Source organism: Aliiroseovarius sp. S253 (assembly GCF_049800855.1).
GTDB lineage: Bacteria > Pseudomonadota > Alphaproteobacteria > Rhodobacterales > Rhodobacteraceae > Aliiroseovarius.
This window is the reverse complement of the sequence record NZ_JBNAFW010000001.1, coordinates 1,537,344-1,555,442: the sequence shown is the minus strand read 5'-3', so window position 1 is coordinate 1,555,442 and position 18,099 is coordinate 1,537,344. Positions and strand designations below refer to the sequence as shown.

Below are 18,099 nucleotides of genomic sequence, written 5' to 3'. Positions count from 1 at the left end.
AAGCCTATCTGGTGTATTCTAGCTGTTCAACGCAGGAGACATCATGGCCGAGAAACGCGCAGTCATCACCCGCATTGATCCCGTCTGGGACCGGATCACCGACGAAGCCAAGCTGGCCATCGCCGAAGAACCCCTTTTGGGTGGGTTGATCGGCGCCTGTGTGCTTCACCACAAGACCTTGGAAAAGGCTCTGTCCTATCGCTTTGCCGCCAAGCTCAGCTCGAACGAGATGAGCATGGTGCTTCTGCGCGAGATCGCGGACGAGGCCTATGACAGCTGTGCCGAACTGGCCGAGGCCGCGCGTGCCGACATCACCGCCGTTCTGGACCGCGACCCGGCTTGCCACCGCATGTTGCAGCCGGTGCTGTTCTTCAAAGGCTTCCAAGCGATGCAAGCCTATCGTCTGGCGCATTACTTGTGGAAGGAAGGGCGCAAGGATCTGTCCTATTTCATCCAGATGCGTTGTTCCGAGGTCTACGGCATCGACATTCACCCCGGTGCACGGATCGGGCGTGGCATCATGATTGACCATGCGCATTCCATTGTGATTGGTGAAACGGCCGTGGTTGGCGACAATGTTTCGATGCTGCACTCGGTGACGCTGGGCGGCACCGGTAAGGAAGACGAAGATCGTCACCCTAAGATTGGCGATGGCGTCTTGATTGGGGCCGGGGCAAAGGTTCTTGGCAACATTAAGGTCGGGGATTGCTCGCGCATTGCGGCGGGGTCCGTCGTATTGGAAGAGATTCCCTGCAACGTCACCGTGGCTGGCGTGCCTGCTAAGATTGTCGGTGAAGCTGGTTGTGACTGCCCGTCGGTCGAAATGGATCAGACCCTTATCCAATAAGTTGAACTTCCTGCCGTTGGCCCTGCTGCCATCGGCGGATTTCCGCAAATTTGCGCTAAATCAATGTGATACCGCAGAAATTTCATCTATAGGGACCGGGTAATAACCTGGGAGACCCCAAAGATGAAACAGATCTGGCTTGCCACCGTGGTGGCGTTTTCTGCAGTGTTTCTTGTAGCAGTGGCCGGTTAATCGTTGAGTTGATGACCTGAACCACGGGTCCAATCAACACACCGAACAGAGGCAGCAAAAAGACCGCACAGATGGTCTAAAGACAAAAAGGGCGACGCATCTGCGCCGCCCTTTTGTGTGTCTGAGGCGTGGAACTCAGGCCGAAAGCTGGTCAAATGCTTCCATGGCACGCGCGCCGTACATGTAGCCGGGTCCACCGCCCATCAGGATCGCGACGGCCACGGTCTCGGCCATTTCTTCGCGGGTAACACCTGCTTTGATGGCTGCGCGGACGTGGAACCCGATGCAGTCGTTGCACTGTTTGGCAATGCCGATGGCGATACACTGCAGCTCTTTGTCTTTCACCGACAGCGCGCCGTCCACCAACGCAGCCTTGTGCATAGCGCGAAACCCATTGGCGCCGTCAGGGTGTGCCGCGGCAAAGGATTTGGTGTTCTCTGTGGTGTCGTCCAACAGGGCTTTGAAGTCCATCTTGTCTCTCCGAAATTGACTGTTCGGAAAAGCAAATGGCCCAAGGCGAGGTGTCCCGCCTTGAGCCATGTCAATAAATTCAGAATTGCGAATTCTTATGCCAGCATTGTCAGCGGGTTTTCCAGATTGTCGACAATTGCCTGCAGCAGGTTCGCCCCCACGGCGCCGTCAATCACGCGGTGATCGACCGACATGGTGACGCTCATCACTGTGGCGGTGGTCAGTTCACCGTTTTCGCCCACAACAGGCTTTTTCACACCTGCGCCGACCGCCAAGATGCCCGCATGCGGCGGGTTCACGATGGCGTCGAAATTGTCGATGCCAAACATGCCCAAGTTCGAGATCGCAAAGCTGCCGCCCTGATACTCGGTCGGGGCCAGCTTGCGCTCGCGTGCACGCGACGCCAGATCTTTCATCTGGGCCGACAGGCTCGACAGAGACTTCTGATCGGCATCCTGCAGGACAGGAGTAAACAGACCGCCCTCGATCGCGACGGCAACCGCCACGTCCGAGGCCTTCATCTGCAGCACACGGTCGCCCGCCCAGACGGCGTTGGCTTCCGGCACGGCTTGCAGCGCGTTGGCGACAGCTTTGATGATGAAGTCATTGACCGACAGTTTCACACCACGGGCTTCCAGCTGTTTGTTCAACTGGCTACGGAAGGCCAGAAGAGCGTCCAACTTGATGTCACGCCGCAAATAGAAATGCGGGATGGTTTGCTTAGCTTCGGACAGACGCGCCGCAATCGTCTTGCGCATCCCGTCGAGGGTGATTTCCTCGTACTCGCGGTCCTGATACATCGCAGCCACCATATCGGCCGACGGGCCAGTGGGTGCTGCAGCCGCCGCAGGGGCCGCAGCAGAAGCCGCCGCAGGGGCCGCTTTCGGAGCCGCGGTGGCATTCTCTACATCCGCCTTCACGATCCGACCTTTCGGGCCCGACCCAGAGATCTGCGTCAGATCCAGACCCTTATCCGCTGCGATACGACGGGCGAGGGGCGAGGCGAAAATGCGTGTGCCATCAGCAGCTTGCGGCGCAGCGGCCGCCGGTGCAGCAGCGGCAGGTGCCGTTGCCTCAACCGCCGCAGGGGCGGCCTCGGCTGCGGCAGCAGCAGGCGCTGCGGGTGCGCTGGCGGCGATGTCGTCAGCGCTTTCGCCCTCTTCCAACAAGATCGCGATGGCGGTGTTTACCTTCACCGCCTCGGTGCCTTCAGCCACAAGGATCTTGCCGATGATACCTTCATCAACGGCTTCGAACTCCATCGTCGCCTTGTCCGTTTCGATTTCAGCGAGCAGATCGCCCGATGCGACCTCGTCACCTTCTTTGACCAGCCATTTTGCCAGCGTGCCTTCCTCCATCGTGGGGGACAGGGCGGGCATGAGAATTTCGGTTGCCATGTCTCTCTCTCCTTAACGATAGGTCACAGCTTTGGCGGCCTCAACCACCTCGGCGGTGGTCACAAGCGCCAGCTTTTCAAGGTTCGCCGCATAGGGCATCGGAACATCCTTGCCCGTCAGGTTGATCACTGGCGCGTCGAGGTAATCGAAGGCGCGTTCCATGATCTGGGCGGTGATGTGGTTGCCGATAGACGCCACCGGCCAGCCTTCTTCCACCGTGATGCAACGGTTGGTCTTCTGGACCGAGCGGATCACCGTGTCATAGTCGATGGGGCGCAGGGTGCGCAGGTCGATCACCTCGGCCGAGATACCGTCTTCGGCCAGCTTATCCGCGGCTTCCAAAGCGTATTTCATGCCGATGCCGAAACTGACGATGGTCACGTCTGAGCCTTCACGCCAGATGCGCGCCTTGCCGAAGGGAATGGCATAGTCGTCCATCACAGGTACTTCGAAGCTTTGACCGTAGAGCAGCTCGTTTTCCAGGAACACTACGGGGTTCTGTTCGCGGATCGCTGTCTTCATCAGGCCTTTTGCGTCGGCTGCCGAGTACGGCATCGCCACATAAAGACCGGGGATCTGTGCATACCAGGCGGCGTAGTCCTGCGAGTGTTGCGCGCCTACGCGGGCCGCTGCACCGTTCGGGCCGCGGAAAACGATGGGGCAGGACATCTGGCCACCCGACATATAGCGGGTCTTGGCAGCGGTGTTGATGATGTGGTCAATCGCCTGCATGGCGAAGTTGAAGGTCATGAATTCGACAATCGGTTTCAGACCGCCAAAAGCCGCACCTGTCGCCAAACCGGCAAAGCCGTGTTCGGTGATGGGCGTGTCGATCACGCGCTTGGCGCCAAATTCGTCCAGCAGACCTTGGCTGACCTTATAGGCGCCTTGGTATTCCGCGACCTCTTCCCCCATCAGGAAAACAGTGTCGTCCGAACGCATTTCCTCGGCCATCGCGTCGCGCAATGCTTCGCGCACGGTGGTCGAGCGCATTTCGGTGCCTTCCGGAATTTCCGGGTCGGACAGATCTTCCGAAACGACGGGCTGCGCTGCGACCGGAGCGGCTGCCGGCGCTGCCGCGGCAGGGGCTTCAGCCGCCGGGGCAGGGGCCGAAGCCACATCATCCGCGCTTTCGCCTTCTTCGATCAGCACGGCGATGGGGGTATTTACCTTCACCGCTTCCGTGCCCTCAGCCACAAGGATCTTGCCGATGATGCCCTCATCAACGGCTTCGAACTCCATCGTCGCTTTATCGGTTTCAATCTCAGCAAGGATGTCGCCCGATGCGACCTCGTCACCTTCTTTAACCAGCCATTTGGCCAGCGTGCCTTCCTCCATCGTCGGGGACAGGGCGGGCATCAATACTTCAGTAGCCATTTTTTCTCTCCTCTGTCCGGATCAGGCGTAAATGTCGGTCCACAGCTCCTCGAGCGCAGGCTCGGGGCTGGTTTTCGAGAACTCGGCGGCGTCATTCACCACGGCCTTGATCTCTTTATCGATGGCTTTCAGGTCATCTTCGGACGCATGTTTGCCCTGCAACAGAAGCTCGCGTACATGTTCGATGGCATCACGTTCTTCGCGGACTTTCTGAACCTCTTCGCGGGTGCGGTACTTGGCCGGATCGGACATCGAGTGACCACGGTAGCGATAGGTCTTCATTTCCAGAATGTAGGGGCCTTTGCCTGAACGGCAGTGCTCGGTCGCGCGTTCGCCCGCTTCCTTGACGGCCATCACGTCCATTCCATCCACCGCTTCACCGGGAATGCCAAAGGCTTCGCCGCGAGTGTAGATGTCAGGGGTCGAGCTGGCACGCTGCAGCGAGGTGCCCATGGCGTATTGGTTGTTTTCGATCACATAGATCACCGGAAGCTGCCACAGCGACGCCATGTTGAAGCTTTCGTAGACCTGACCTTGGTTGGCTGCACCGTCACCAAAATAGGCGAAGGTTACGCCGCCATTTTCCAAGTACTTGTCGGCGAAGGCTAGACCAGTGCCGATCGGCACCTGAGCACCAACGATGCCGTGCCCGCCATAGAAGTGCTTCTCTTTCGAGAACATGTGCATCGAGCCGCCTTTGCCGCGCGAGTAACCGCCTTCGCGGCCCGTCAGCTCGGCCATGACGCCTTTGGGGTCCATCCCACAGGCCAGCATGTGGCCGTGATCGCGATACGAGGTCAGGCGCTTGTCACCTTCTTTCGCGGCGGCTTCCAGCCCAACGACAACGGCTTCCTGACCGATGTAAAGGTGGCAGAACCCGCCGATCAGGCCCATGCCGTACAGTTGGCCTGACTTTTCTTCGAATCGACGGATCAACAGCATCTCGCGGTAGTATTTGAGAAGCTCTTCTTTGGATGTATTTGATTTTGCGGTCTTTTTCGGAGCGCTTTTCCGAGCTGCCATGTGGCGTCCTCCTCCTGGCGTCATCTGGCTACATAAGGTAGTTTAGTGTTAAACTATCTTATACAGACTTCACCATCATGGGTCGACAAAAACTTGCAAAACCTTGCGCGAGGCAGGGTTGCGCTAGACACAAGGCTTGAGATTTTGAGGGATCTAAAGGGGAGCGTTCGCGCCAATCAGCGCAAAACGACCTCGTCCGCGCGAACGACACCCAGCACGTTGCGTGCTTGTTCGTCCAGCAGGTCAAGATCAAGGAAGTCGTCTGACAGACGTTTGGTTCTGTTACGCAGGTCAGCGATCTGAGCCGAGAGCGCATCACGCTCTTTTAAAAGCGTTTGCGTCTCGGCCTCGATCTGTACGCGCCGGAATAATCCATAGTCGCCCTGCACACTGGCAAACGTGAAGTACAAGCCAAGACCAACGGCCCCGACAAAGTAGATCGCTCCACCAATTCCAGTTTGTGCGCGAGGTGCGCCCATAGGTTTCCCGCCTGTATGTACTGCCTCTTGCCCACCTCTTTTTGGGTGGTGCAAGGGAACTATGCCATAGGTGATTCGGCTTGTGAATCCCAAAAACGAATCGGTTGGAAAGTTTTTTCGGGCGTTAAAGAAAAACGGCCCGCAAAACTGCGAGCCGTTTCAAATTGCAATCAAAGCAGGGGCTTATCCAGCGATGGAGGCCTGATAGATGCTGTCGATCGTGTCTGCGATGGTGCCGTTGAACACGTCGTCCGATTGGCTCGCCGACAGGCCTTCTGTCAGCGCACGCGAGAAGCTGGCGATCATGCCGGAGTTCTGCGACAGGCGGGTGTTGGCTTCCTCGCGGGAATAACCACCTGACAAGGCCACGACTGATGCCACACGCGGGTGATCCACCAGCGATTTGTAGTGGTTGGCGGTTTCCGGCAGGGTCAGCTTCAGCATGACGGTCTGATCGTCCGATAAGGCATCCAGCGCAGCTGACAGTTCCGCCAGCAGGATATCTTCCGCGGCAGCTTTGTCTGCGATCGAGATCGTCACTTCGGGCTCGATGATCGGCACTAGGCCGTGCCCGATGATCTGTTTGCCCACTTCAAACTGCTGCGCCACGACGGCTTTGATGCCGTCGGCGTTCGCTGCATTGATGACTGAACGCATCTTGGTGCCGAAGACGCCAGCTTTCACAGCGCGCTCACACAGGGCATCCAGTTCTGGCATCGGCTTCATCACCTGCACGCCGTTCTCTTCATCTGCAAGGCCCTTGTCTACCTTCAAGAAGGGCACCACGCCGCGTTCGTCCCACATATATGTGGCGGTTGGCTTGCCGTCGATTTCGCGGTCCATCGTCATCTCGAACAGAATCGCGCCGATGACTTTTTCGCCGGTGAAGGCAGGCGCCTGCGCAATCCGCGAGCGCATGGCATGGATCAGGTCATACATCTCGGCATCGCCCGAGTAAGCGTCTTCTTCGATGCCATAAAGGCGCAAAGCTTTCGGGGTCGATCCGCCCGACTGGTCCAGTGCTGCGATGAAGCCCTGACCGGCTTTGATCTTGTCCATTTGTGCTTGGTTCGGCATGTCGATCCCACGTGTGAATAAAGGTCTGAATTACCCCGTCATAGGCGAGGGGACGGCGGCATGCAATTCTGCTGGCGCTAACAGATGTGCGGGAAGAACGGGTGAGGGGCAAGGTTGGATGAAACGGATATGGGCCTTGCCCCTCGGCAACGGGCGCGAAGGGAATTCGGACGGCAAAGGGGAACTCTGCCGTCACGCGCCGGTGCGTTCGCAATTGTGCGGGTTACTTGGTCAGGATGAGTTTTCCGGCGCGTGTGATGGTCAGGGTATAGACCATGTCGTTCAGAACAATGCGAGCGGTCTTGCCACTTTGGGTCAGATCCAACGCATCATGCTCGGGCGGAGACGACCGCAGGGCGGTTTCAAATACGGCGTTCGTGAATGGGGCAGTCATGGGCGGTCTCCTTCTATGGCGGCCTCGATCCAAGCGGCCAAAGCTTTCAGGCCGGGGATGAAGGGGAGGGGGCTTGGAATGTCGGTGCGGGCGGGTACGTACCCGCATTTGAAATCAGTCATGTGTCGCGCTCCTGATGGCGTGGGGCTGGGGTGCCCCTCAGGTCTCCGGCTGATCGCAACGGGTGCGACTGGCTGATAGGCAATACCTATAAAAATAGTCAGGTATTAGTCAAGCAGGAATCACGGAAAGAAAAAACGCCCCGCGCATTTCTGCGCAGGGCGTTGAAATATAGTGATTTTTGCGATGTGGATTAGCCCAGAGCAGCAACGCCCGGCAGGGTTTTTCCTTCCATCCACTCCAAGAATGCGCCGCCTGCAGTCGAGATGTAGGTGAAGCGTTCGGCAGCGCCGGCTTTGTTCAACGCCGCCACCGTATCACCACCACCCGCAACCGAGGTCAATTCGCCAGCGTCCGACAGTTCGGCGGCTTTCAGAGCCGCTGCGTTGGTGGCCGTGTCAAAGGGTTCGATTTCGAACGCGCCAAGGGGGCCGTTCCAGATCAGCGTGTTGGCTTGCTCGAATACATCAGCGATTTTCGCAACCGAATCTGGTCCAGCATCCAGGATCATCGCATCAGACGGGCAGGCATCAGCGGCCACTGTGTCATTGGCTGCATTCGCCGCAAATTCGCGGGCCACAACCACATCCGAAGGCAAGATGATCTCGCACCCTGCGGCCTGCGCTTTGGTCAGGATCTCGGATGCGGTGTCGGTCATGTCGTGCTCAGCCAACGACTTGCCTACGTCGATGCCTTGTGCGGCAAGGAATGTATTGGCCATGCCGCCACCAATCACCAGATGATCCACCTTTGCGACCAAATTGCCCAGCAGGTCCAGCTTGGTGGACACTTTGGCGCCGCCGACAACGGCAACAACCGGACGAACTGGCTCGCCAAGGGCTGCTTCCAGTGCAGACAGCTCGGCCTGCATCAGACGCCCCGCGCAGGACGGCAGAAGGCGCGCAACCCCTTCAGTCGAGCCATGCGCGCGGTGCGCCGCCGAAAACGCGTCGTTGCAATAGATATCGCCCAATGCGGCCAGCGCAGCCGCAAAGGCTGGATCGTTTTTGGTTTCAGCCGCGTGATAGCGGGTGTTTTCCAAAAGCAGAACCTCGCCCGCCTCAAGCGCAACAACCGCTTGTTTCGCGGGGCCACCGATGCAGTCCTCTGCGAACTTCACCGGGCTTCCCAAGGCCGCCTCAAGGGCAGGGCGCACGACAGACAGGCTCATCTCAGGCACACGTTCGCCCTTGGGGCGGCCGAAATGCGCCAGCAAAACCGGCTTGCCGCCAGCGGCTAGAATATCGCGAATGGTGGGCAGGATGCGCTGGATGCGGGTGTCGTCCGTGACCACGCCATCTTTCACCGGCACGTTGATGTCTACACGGGTCAAAACGGTTTTGCCGTTCAGGTCCATCTCGTCGAGTGTTTTCCAGGCCATCGGTCTCTCCTTCAGGTGTTGGGCGTGTTGCACACCAAAAGCGTGCGCGGGTCAACAGGCGCGGGTGAAAAGAGCCCGCTTGCCCTTCCATCTTTTCCCTCACGTGCTTAGTTTGGCGCCAACGAAACACATAATCTTAGAAGGAGGCCCCGATGGCCGAATATAAAGATCCCGAAAACACCATCTTGATGGAGCTGAAGAACGGCACTGTGGTGATCGAGCTGCTGCCTGACGTTGCCCCCAAACATGCCGAGCGCATGAAAGAACTGGCTCGCTCGGGCGAATATGACGGTGTGGTCTTCCACCGTGTCATCGACGGCTTCATGGCGCAGACCGGCGACGTGGCCAACGGCAAAGACCCGATGAGCCTGCGTCGCGCTGGTACCGGCGGATCGTCTCTGCCGGATCTGCCGGCTGAATTCTCGAAACTGCCGCATGACCGCGGTACGCTGGGCGCTGCCCGTTCGCAGAACCCGAATTCGGCTAATAGCCAGTTCTTCATCAACTTCAGCGACAACCACTTCCTGAACGGTCAGTACACGGTTTATGGCCGTGTGACCTCGGGCATGGAACATGTCGATGCCATCACCCGTGGCGAGCCGCCTGCGGATCCGGACATGATGGTTTCGGTTAAGGTTGCTGCAGATGTCTGACGACAACTACACATCTCGGGACAGACGCACATTCATCGTGGCGTTTCTGGCCGGGGTGGCCTTGGTTGTGGGCTATGCGATCTACACGTTCTGGCCCTCGACCCCGCCCGAGCTTGATCCGGTCGTGATCGGCGACGCCCCGAAGGTGGAAATCACCGTCGCGGGCGAAGCCAATGGCGTGATCGAGATCACCTTGCGTCCCGATTTGGCCCCCGAGCATGTCGAGCGGATCATCACGCTGGCCAATGAAGGCACCTATGACAACGTGGTCTTCCACCGTGTCATCGATGGCTTCATGGCGCAGACCGGCGATGTCGAGTTCGGCAAAGCCAACGGCAATGGCGGTCGCGCTGGCATGGGCGGATCGTCCTATCCAGACCTGAAGGCCGAGTTCACGGACGAGCCCTATTTGGCTGGCACCGTGGGCATGGCGCGTTCGCAAAGCCCGAACTCGGCCAATAGCCAGTTCTTCATTATGTTCGCACCCGGCGATTTCCTGAATGGAAAATACACCGTGGTGGGCCATGTGACGGATGGTTTTGATGTCGTTCAGGCGATCAAACTTGGCAAGGGTCCGAACGGCGCTGTTCTGGGCAAGCCCGACGTCATGACCTCGATGCGCGTGGTGGAATAACCCCGCGCACGAATGCTCAAACCCTCGTGAGGGGGGCTATGGGGCCGCTTCTTTCTCTGTCAGGCTGGGTCCGACAGGAAAAGGAGCGGCCTTATGCGTATTCTGATGACCATGCTTGCGATCATCGTTGGGCTTTGGGCGCAGGATGTGCGCGCCAACCCGACCCAGTGGGAACGCGAGTTTCCGAAAACCGACTTCTCGCGATCTGACATTGGCGGGTGGAGTGAGATCCTGTCAGGCGGTCCGGGGCGCGATGGTATCCCAGCACTCAGTGATCCCGCCTTTCGCAAAGTCAGCAGCGAGACCCGCATCGGCCCCCGCGAACCCGTCCTGACGGTCGAGATCAAGGGCGCCACCCCGCGCGCCTACCCGCTGCGCTATCTGACGTGGCATGAGATCGTGAATGACACCGTCGGCGGCGTGCCCGTTGCTGTCACCTTCTGCCCGCTCTGCAATTCCGGCATGGTGTTTGACCGCCGGGTCGGTGGGAAAGAGCTGAGCTTCGGTGTGACGGGTAAGCTGCGCAACTCTGACATGGTGATGTATGATCACCAGACGGAAAGCTGGTGGCAACAGGCGTTGGGGCAGGGGATCGTTGGCAAGCACACGGGCACCCAGTTGAAACAACTGCCCGCGTGGATGGAAAGCTGGGCCGAGTTCGCCCGCCGCAACCCTGACGGTCTGGTCATGGACCAACCCCGCGCCAACCGATCCTATGGTCGCAACCCCTATGCGGGTTATGACAGCCGCAACCGGCCCTATGGGTTCTTCACCGGGGAACAACCACCCCACGGCGTTCCCGCCTTGGCCCGCGTCGTGCGCGTGGGTGACCGTGCATGGCCCGTCGCACGCCTGTCGAAAGAAGGCGAGATCTGCGAGGCAGGCGTGACCATCAGTTGGACCTCGGGGCAGGCGTCGGCACTGGACACGGCGCAGATCTCAAAAGGGCGCGACGTTGGCACGATCCGCGTACGGGACGCACAGGGCAGGGATGTGCCCCACGATGTGCTCTTTGCCTTCGCCTTCCATGCATTCTGGCCGGATGGAGAATGGATGCAGGGGGCTAGGTGACCTTGGAAATCCGCTGCGCTTTTTCGACCGCAGCAAGCAGCCCTTCCGCAACCACACCCTCGATCCCTGCAGCCTTCATCGCTTCCAGCCCTGCCGCTGTGGTGCCAGCATAATCGATCATTTCCTGAACCTGCTGAGCAGGGGACACACCATTGTCACCCATCTCATGCCCTGCCGCCAAGAAAAGCTGGCGCACTGCACGCACAGCCACGTCTCTGTCCACACCCTGGTCTTTGGCAAATCGGACCATCGCATCTGCAAATAGCGCCACGAATCCGGGCACTGGGCCTGTAATCGCGGTGAACACATCCAACTGTGCTTCCTCGTTTAGTCGTTCTGTTTTCCCAACCGATCCGAATAATCCTTCAGCAAGCGCGTCGTCGTCCTGCGCTCCGTTCCCAAGCATGTAAGGGGTATAGGCCAGCCGCCCTGCCGCTGCCGGGCTCGACATTGCGCGGATCACACGGTTATGTCCTGCGATCTCAGTTAACTGCTGCAATGTCACTCCAGCCATGACCGACAGTACAGGCTTGCCGTCGGTCTTCATGCGCAGCTTAGACGCGTTGGCAGGAGGGATGGACAGCAGGATAACGTCGCAGCTTGCGACCATCTCATCGAGATCTGCCACCAAACGCACTGCATCGGGAAGATCACTTCGAACACCGCTTCGGTTCGATATTAGTATTTGCGAGGCCGGAACCGCCTTTGCGGCCACCAGACCTTGAATGATCGCGCAGCCCAATTGCCCGCTGCCACCGATCACGCCTAAAACCATGTCGCCAAGCATCGCCGCCCCTTTATTTTCTTACCAAAAATATCCTGGGGTGAGGCCGAAGGCCGAGGGGCAAAGCCCCTGACCCCTTACCGATTGCCGCGCCGGGTGAACATGGCCGCATCTTCAGCCGCACGCCGGATGGCTTTGGACTTGTTCACGGTTTCCTCATACTCTGCTTCAGCATCGCTGTCGTAAACGACCCCGCCACCGGCCTGAATATAAAGCTTCTCGTCCTTCACCACGGCAGTGCGAAGCGCGATACACATATCCATGTCGCCGCCCGCGCTGAAATAGCCCAAGCCGCCGCCATAGACTCCGCGTTTTTCCGGCTCCAACTCGTCGATGATTTCCATCGCGCGGACCTTCGGTGCGCCGGATACCGTACCGGCAGGCATACCCGCCATGAAGGCGGACAGCGCGTCCTGATCATCGGCCAGCTCACCCACCACGTTCGACACGATATGCATCACATGGCTGTAGCGTTCGATGATGAACTCTTCGGTCGGACGCACCGTTCCGATTTTCGAGACCTTACCCGTATCGTTGCGTCCCAGATCCAGAAGCATCAGATGCTCGGCCAGCTCTTTCTGGTCGGCCAGAAGATCGGCCTCCAGCGCCTTGTCTTCCTCAGGTGTTTTGCCACGCGGACGGGTGCCGGCGATGGGGCGGATCGTGACCTCGCCATCAAAGACCCGGACCAGGATTTCGGGGCTCGCGCCCACAACCTGGAAGCCGCCGAAGTTGAAATAGAACATGAAAGGCGAGGGGTTGGTGCGCCGCAGGCTGCGGTAAAGTGCAAAGGGCGGCAGCGGGAAGTTTTGGGTCCAGCGCTGGCTAGGAACTACCTGAAAAATGTCGCCCGCGCGGATGTATTCCTTGGCTTTCTCGACCGCGGCCAGATAATCGGGCTTGGAGAAATTGGACACCAACGGGCCAAGCTCTTGTGCTTCGCCCAGATCGCGTGTCTCGCCGGCAGTGCCGCGATCCAGATCACGTAGGGCATCCATCACCCGTTCGGCCGCCTGTGCATAGGCCGCCTTGGCGGTCAGGCCCGAGCTGACGAAAGCAGGTGACACCAGCGTCACATCGCCCTTCACCCCGTCCAGAACCGCCACGACGGATGGGCGCATCATCACCGCATCAGGTACGCCCAGTGGGTCAGGGTTCACATCGGGCAGATGTTCGACCAGCCGGATCATGTCATAGCCCAGATAGCCAAACAGACCGGCAGAGGCCTGAGGCAGGTCGTCGGGCAGATCAATTTCGCTTTCAGCCAGAACAGAGCGGAATGCGTCCAGCGGGTTGCCCGGCATATCCTCGAATGCGTCGGCATCAAAACGCGCCATGCGGTTCACGCGCGCGCGCTCGCCTCGACATTGCCAGATCAGGTCAGGCTTCATGCCAACGATCGAATAGCGTCCTCGCACTTCACCGCCGGTAACGCTTTCCAACATGAAGCTGTCACGCCGCGCTTCTGTCAGTTTCAGCATCAGGCTGACCGGCGTGTCCAAGTCAGCGGCCAACCGCGTATAGACCACTTGGTTTTTGCCAGCATTCCAGCCGGCTTCGAACTCTTCAAACGAGGGCGTAAGGGCCATGGATGTTTTCCCGGTCGGAGGTTACTGGAACTGCGCGTTCACGGCGTTGATCATCGGGCGGTTCAGCTCGATCCCCGCTTTGTTTTCAACTGCACGCGAAAAGGCGCTTTCGATGTCGATGGCGATTTCCTGTGCGGTTTGTGCGGCGAAGTTGGCCTTGATGGCAGAGGCTTCATCGCTGTCTTGGTCTACAGCCTCAATAGCGTCCAGGCGCACAAGGATCACACCGTCAACCGATGGCACAACCTGCCAATCGCCAGCTTCCATCAAGAACACTTCGGTCAAGAAAGCGGGCGGCGTACCCTCTACAAAAGCATCACGCTCTTGGCCTTCTTCGACCACTTCGGTCAGTCCCAGGGAAGCAAGGCTTTCACCGCCTTCTAGCGACGGGATCAACCCGCGTGCCTCTTCAGCCAGCAATTCCAGTCGCTTCTCGGCCTGCCAACCGACCAGAACAGCCTCCGTAACCTCGCTTTGTTCCTTTACGCGCGACGGCTCCAGCGCATCCACGCGCAGGGCAAAAACACCGCCATCCGACATCAGTGTGATTTCCGGGAAGTCCCCGTCAACAGCGGTTGCGGCGGCGTCGCGGAAGGCTTCATAGGCGGCAATCCCGTCCGAGGTATCGGCGGTCCAGTTGATCTGTGCCAGTGCCATATTGTGGCTTTCGCTGATCTCTTCCAATGTTGCCCCACCGGCCATCAGGTCATCTAGTTCAGCAACCATGTCGCCTACACGGCGGCGGGCAGTGTCCGAGGCCAACTCGGCATTCAGGTCATCACGTACGTCTTCGAACGGAGTGTTCTGTGCCGAAAGGATGGCATTTACGCGGAAAAGGGCCGGGCCCAGGTCCGTCGGAAGCGGGCCAACAATTCCCGGCTCTTGCAGTGCAAAGACCGCATCCCCTGCAGCCCCAAGCTCGGTCTTGCTGACGTCGCCTAAGTCAATATCGGACAGCTCCAACTGGCGTTCACCAACCATGTCTTCAAAGCTGGTCTCGCCGGCAGCAATCGCATCGAAAGTGGCCTGCGCCTCTTCTTCGGTCCCAAGAACCAGACGTTCGACCAAACGGCGTTCAGGCTGGTTGTATTGTTCGGCGCGCTCGTCATACAGCGCCTTGATTTGCGCCTCGTCCACCGCGATTTCGCTGACAAGAGACTGCGGGTCCAGCCACGCATAGGTAATCTTCTTGGTCTCGGCCAGAGTGAAAGCCGCTGGGTTCGCATCGTAATATGCTGTCAGATCACCCTCGGTTGGCTCGGGCAGGGCGGTGGTCAGCCGCGACAATGGTAATTTGGCCCATGTGAAGTTCCGCGCCTCGCGCGCAAAGCTGTAAAGCGTATCTACATAGGTATCGTCCGCGGTAATACCGTTCCTCACTGCGGCTTGCAGGATTTGGCGGCTCACTTCAGCGCGCAGGGTCTGCTCGAATTCGGATGCGCTCAGCCCCGACTGCTCTAAAGCAAAGCGATAGCTCTCGCGGTTGAATTTTCCATCCACGCCAGCAAAGGCAGGGATGTCGACGATGCGCGCGCGCAGCTGATCATCACCGACCGAAATTCCAAGGCGCGCTGTTTCATCTTCCAAAGCGACGGCGGCAATAACCCGCGCCAGCACCTGCTGATCCACACCGAAAGCCTGTGCTTGCTGCATGGTCAGGCGTTGACCGGTTTGCGCCTCGAACGCATTCAGTTCGGATTGAAGCTCGCGCGAGTAACGACGCGCGTCGATCTCGGTGTCACCCACCGTCCCAATCGACCGGGCCGAGCCGCCGAAATTCGTTGATCCGAACCCTACGAGTCCCACCATCACCAGACCCATCAGGATCCAACCGAAGGTACGAGAAGCCTTGCCAGTCGCCATGGACGCTTTCCTTTTCATCAGACTGTTATCGGGTTTGTAGGCGGTTCATGGCGGAATGCCAAGCCGCCCTGCACGCGTGATTAAGGTTGAAATGCTGCCAGCCGGTTCAGAGCGGTCTGAATGCCCGCCGCATCGATGTTGGCAAAGGCCACGCGCATCTGCTGTGCTCCGCTTTTGTCACCCTCAGGTGTGAACATCGTGCCGGGCAGGGCCAGAAGACTGGCCTGATCGACCAAAGCCTGTGCCAGTTGGTCTGATCGCATCTCGAAAGGGTGCTGCAGGTACGCAAAATACGCGCCACAACCCATTAGTTTCCAACCGCGCTCATTCAGTGGTGCAAATCCATCGCGCATGGCCTGCGCACGCGCCAGAATTTCACGGCGTTCTCCGGCCAACCATTCATCCAAGTTGCGCAGCCCCCAAAGGGCCGCGTGCTGTCCCAATTGCGCAGGGCAGATGGTCACAGTATCCAAGAACTTCTCGATCTCGGCCAAGCGGTCAGGCGAGGTCAGCACCGACCCGACCCGGTGGCCAGTCAGACGGTAGGATTTCGAGAAACTGTAAAGCTGAATGACTGTGTCGTCCCAGTCGGGATCAGAGAACAGGTCATGCGGCGCCCCGTCCTGGCTGTGAAAATCGCGATAGGTTTCGTCAATGATCAACGCAATGCCATGCTTGCGCGCAAGGTCGCGGAACGCCGCCACCAGTTCGGCTGGGTACTCCACCCCGGTTGGGTTGTTCGGCGTCACCAGCGCAATCGCGCGTGTGCGCGGCGTGATCAATGCCGCTGCTTTTCCGGGATCAGGCAACAAGTCGTCCCCTGTGGCCAGCGGCACAGCAGTGATCCCACCCATATCGAGCCACATTTTATGGTTGAAATACCATGGGGTTGGCAGAATAACCTCATCTCCCGGCACGGCCAAAGTGGCGACCGACGCCGCAAACGCCTGATTGCAGCCCGAGGTGATTGCCACATTCTGAGACGAGACATTCGCGTCATAGTGACGGTTAATGTTATAAGCCAGCTCATCCCGCAGCGCAGGCAGACCAAGTACCGGCCCATAAAGATGGGTTTCAGGTAGGCGCAAAACTGCATCCGCCATCGCCTCGCGCATGGCTTCTGGGGGCGGATCAACAGGAGCGGCCTGACTGACATTGATCAATGGCTGTTCGGGCGAAAAGCTCTTGCCTTCCAACCAGCGCCGCGCCTCCATCACCGGGGGCGAAAACGTGTTGGCAAGGTTGGGGTTAAGCAGCATGTCAGGCCTCGTGCGCAATATCTCTAACGGACCCTATCAACGACAAAGGGGCGCGACAATCCGTGTCAGCGCCCCTCATTTTCTTGCCGGAAATATCCTGGGGTGAGGTCACTCGATTTCGAGGGGCCGAGGGGCAAAGCCCCTCAGGCTCCCGAAGTGAGCCACCAACAGCCGAAGAGCTAGATCAGCCTTCCAATACCACCAGCGCGTGACGCTTCTTGCCTGCCGACAGCTTCATCGGTTCAGCCAATTCATCCGCGCTGATCATCCGGCCAGTTTCAGTCAAGGCTTCGTCATTCACCTTGGCACCGTTCTCAGCGATCAGGCGTTTGGCTTCCTTGCCCGATTTCACCAGACCTGCCTTCACGAACAGCTGAATGATCGAGATCCCGTCGCCCAGATCTGCGGCCGACAGTGTCACAGTGGGCAGGTCGTCGCCCGTGCCGCCCTTTTCAAACACTTCACGCGCAGTGGCTTCGGCAGCGGCTGCGGCCTCGGCCCCATGGGCCAGCTTGGTCACTTCATTGGCCAACACGATTTTCGCGTCATTGATCGCCTGACCTTCCAGCGCACCCAACCGGTCACATTCCTCAACCGGAAGCTCGGTGTAAAGCTTCAGGAACCGCCCCACATCCGCGTCGGTGGTGTTGCGCCAGAACTGCCAAAACTCGTAAGGCGACAGCATGTCGGCGTTCAGCCAAATCGCTCCGTTCAGCGACTTGCCCATCTTCTTGCCGTCCGAAGTCGTCAGAAGCGGCGAGGTCAGCCCGAAAATCTGGCTGTCCAACACGCGGCGGGTCAGGTCGATCCCGTTTACGATGTTGCCCCACTGGTCCGAGCCGCCCATTTGAAGCAAACAGCCATAGCGACGGTTCAGCTCAAGGAAGTCATAGGCCTGAAGGATCATGTAGTTGAATTCGAGGAAGCTCAGGCTCTGCTCGCGGTCCAGCCGCGATTTCACGCTTTCAAAGGACAGCATCCGGTTGACCGAGAAATGCCGCCCGATGTCACGCAGGAAATCGAGGTAATTCAGGTCGTCCAGCCACTCGGCATTGTTCAGCATCAGCGCTTTGTTCGAGCCGTCGCTGTCATAATCGATGTAGCTTGCAAACACCTTCTTGATGCCTGCGATGTTGTCATCGATCTGATCGGGCGTCAGCAGGGGGCGTTCATCGGCGCGGAAGGACGGATCGCCCACTTTGGTCGTGCCGCCGCCCATCAGGGTGATCGGCTGGTGGCCGGTTTTCTGCAACCAGCGCAGCATCATGATCTGGATCAGCGAGCCAACGTGCAGCGATTTCGCCGTGGCGTCAAAGCCAATATAGGCCGGAACGACACCTTCAACCAAAGCTTCGTCCAGCCCCTGATAATCGGTGCAATCGGCCAGAAAGCCGCGCTCGATCATCACACGCATGAAGTCGGATTTTGGGTGGTAGGTCATCGTATTTCGGTCCATCCTGTCTGCATTGGCCTTCCGTATAGACGGGG

General features: G+C 58.8%; 18 protein-coding genes. 4 read left to right on the top strand and 14 right to left on the bottom strand.

Translation table 11 applies throughout. From position 1 onward, the window contains the following. Positions 1-43: 43 nt before the first annotated feature. Positions 44-847: a serine O-acetyltransferase gene (gene cysE, locus ACP15F_RS07540; RefSeq protein ID WP_424940201.1), complete on the top strand. Its 804-nt coding sequence runs from the start codon at positions 44-46 to the stop codon at positions 845-847. 327 nt (positions 848-1,174) lie between these two features. Here the strand turns inward: cysE and ACP15F_RS07535 are convergent, their stop codons facing one another. The 9 genes from ACP15F_RS07535 to ACP15F_RS07495 all read right to left on the bottom strand — a co-directional run bounded on the left by ACP15F_RS07535 (position 1,175) and on the right by ACP15F_RS07495 (position 8,758). Next, complete coding sequence (locus ACP15F_RS07535) at positions 1,175-1,510, bottom strand: carboxymuconolactone decarboxylase family protein (protein ID WP_424940200.1); 336 nt, start codon at positions 1,508-1,510, stop codon at positions 1,175-1,177. A gap of 95 nt (positions 1,511-1,605) precedes the next feature. Continuing rightward, a complete protein-coding gene (locus ACP15F_RS07530) occupies positions 1,606-2,907 on the bottom strand; it encodes a pyruvate dehydrogenase complex dihydrolipoamide acetyltransferase (RefSeq protein WP_424940199.1) in 1,302 nt (433 codons plus the stop codon). Positions 2,908-2,919: 12 nt separating this feature from the next. Continuing rightward, positions 2,920-4,284, bottom strand: coding sequence for a pyruvate dehydrogenase complex E1 component subunit beta (locus tag ACP15F_RS07525; RefSeq protein WP_424940198.1), 1,365 nt, complete (start codon positions 4,282-4,284; stop codon positions 2,920-2,922). 21 nt (positions 4,285-4,305) lie between these two features. Further along, positions 4,306-5,307 carry a pyruvate dehydrogenase (acetyl-transferring) E1 component subunit alpha gene (gene pdhA / locus ACP15F_RS07520; RefSeq protein WP_424940197.1) on the bottom strand — a complete coding sequence of 334 codons (1,002 nt, stop codon included), beginning with the start codon at positions 5,305-5,307 and terminating at the stop codon, positions 4,306-4,308. A 176-nt stretch (positions 5,308-5,483) separates the two neighbouring features. Continuing rightward, a complete protein-coding gene (locus tag ACP15F_RS07515) occupies positions 5,484-5,786 on the bottom strand; it encodes an FtsB family cell division protein (RefSeq protein WP_424940196.1) in 303 nt (100 codons plus the stop codon). A 183-nt stretch (positions 5,787-5,969) separates the two neighbouring features. Further along, entirely contained in the window at positions 5,970-6,863 is an 894-nt protein-coding gene (locus ACP15F_RS07510) for a fructose bisphosphate aldolase (protein ID WP_424940195.1), read from the bottom strand. Between the two features lie 223 nt (positions 6,864-7,086). Further along, complete coding sequence (gene hemP, locus ACP15F_RS07505) at positions 7,087-7,257, bottom strand: hemin uptake protein HemP (protein ID WP_424940194.1); 171 nt, start codon at positions 7,255-7,257, stop codon at positions 7,087-7,089. Further along, complete coding sequence (locus ACP15F_RS07500) at positions 7,254-7,379, bottom strand: hypothetical protein (protein ID WP_424940193.1); 126 nt, start codon at positions 7,377-7,379, stop codon at positions 7,254-7,256. Before ACP15F_RS07500 ends, hemP begins: the two co-directional genes overlap by 4 nt. Before the next feature lie 191 nt (positions 7,380-7,570). Then, on the bottom strand, positions 7,571-8,758 hold the full coding sequence (locus tag ACP15F_RS07495) for a phosphoglycerate kinase (RefSeq protein WP_424940192.1): 1,188 nt from the start codon (positions 8,756-8,758) through the stop codon (positions 7,571-7,573). 152 nt (positions 8,759-8,910) lie between these two features. On the opposite strand from ACP15F_RS07495, the gene ACP15F_RS07490 reads away from it, so the two are divergent. The 3 genes from ACP15F_RS07490 (at position 8,911) to ACP15F_RS07480 (ending at position 11,116) form a co-directional block, all read left to right on the top strand. After that, positions 8,911-9,411: a peptidylprolyl isomerase gene (locus ACP15F_RS07490; RefSeq protein ID WP_424940191.1), complete on the top strand. Its 501-nt coding sequence runs from the start codon at positions 8,911-8,913 to the stop codon at positions 9,409-9,411. Beyond that, positions 9,404-10,045, top strand: coding sequence for a peptidylprolyl isomerase (locus tag ACP15F_RS07485; protein ID WP_424940190.1), 642 nt, complete (start codon positions 9,404-9,406; stop codon positions 10,043-10,045). Before ACP15F_RS07490 ends, ACP15F_RS07485 begins: the two co-directional genes overlap by 8 nt. Before the next feature lie 93 nt (positions 10,046-10,138). Continuing rightward, entirely contained in the window at positions 10,139-11,116 is a 978-nt protein-coding gene (locus ACP15F_RS07480) for a DUF3179 domain-containing protein (protein WP_424940189.1), read from the top strand. Here the strand turns inward: ACP15F_RS07480 and ACP15F_RS07475 are convergent. The 5 genes from ACP15F_RS07475 to tyrS all read right to left on the bottom strand — a co-directional run bounded on the left by ACP15F_RS07475 (position 11,109) and on the right by tyrS (position 18,052). Further along, the gene (locus tag ACP15F_RS07475; RefSeq protein WP_424940188.1) at positions 11,109-11,903 is read right to left on the bottom strand and encodes a pyrroline-5-carboxylate reductase family protein; all 795 of its coding nucleotides are present in this window, start codon (positions 11,901-11,903) and stop codon (positions 11,109-11,111) included. The two genes, ACP15F_RS07480 and ACP15F_RS07475, sit on opposite strands and share 8 nt — an antisense overlap. Before the next feature lie 74 nt (positions 11,904-11,977). After that, positions 11,978-13,489, bottom strand: coding sequence for an anthranilate synthase component I (gene trpE / locus ACP15F_RS07470; RefSeq protein WP_424940187.1), 1,512 nt, complete (start codon positions 13,487-13,489; stop codon positions 11,978-11,980). Positions 13,490-13,510: 21 nt separating this feature from the next. Continuing rightward, a complete protein-coding gene (locus tag ACP15F_RS07465; protein ID WP_424940186.1) occupies positions 13,511-15,352 on the bottom strand; it encodes a SurA N-terminal domain-containing protein in 1,842 nt (613 codons plus the stop codon). Positions 15,353-15,432: 80 nt separating this feature from the next. Further along, entirely contained in the window at positions 15,433-16,611 is a 1,179-nt protein-coding gene (locus ACP15F_RS07460) for an aminotransferase (protein ID WP_424940185.1), read from the bottom strand. A 184-nt stretch (positions 16,612-16,795) separates the two neighbouring features. After that, positions 16,796-18,052: a tyrosine--tRNA ligase gene (gene tyrS / locus ACP15F_RS07455; protein ID WP_424940184.1), complete on the bottom strand. Its 1,257-nt coding sequence runs from the start codon at positions 18,050-18,052 to the stop codon at positions 16,796-16,798. Between the last annotated feature and the right edge of the window lie 47 nt (positions 18,053-18,099).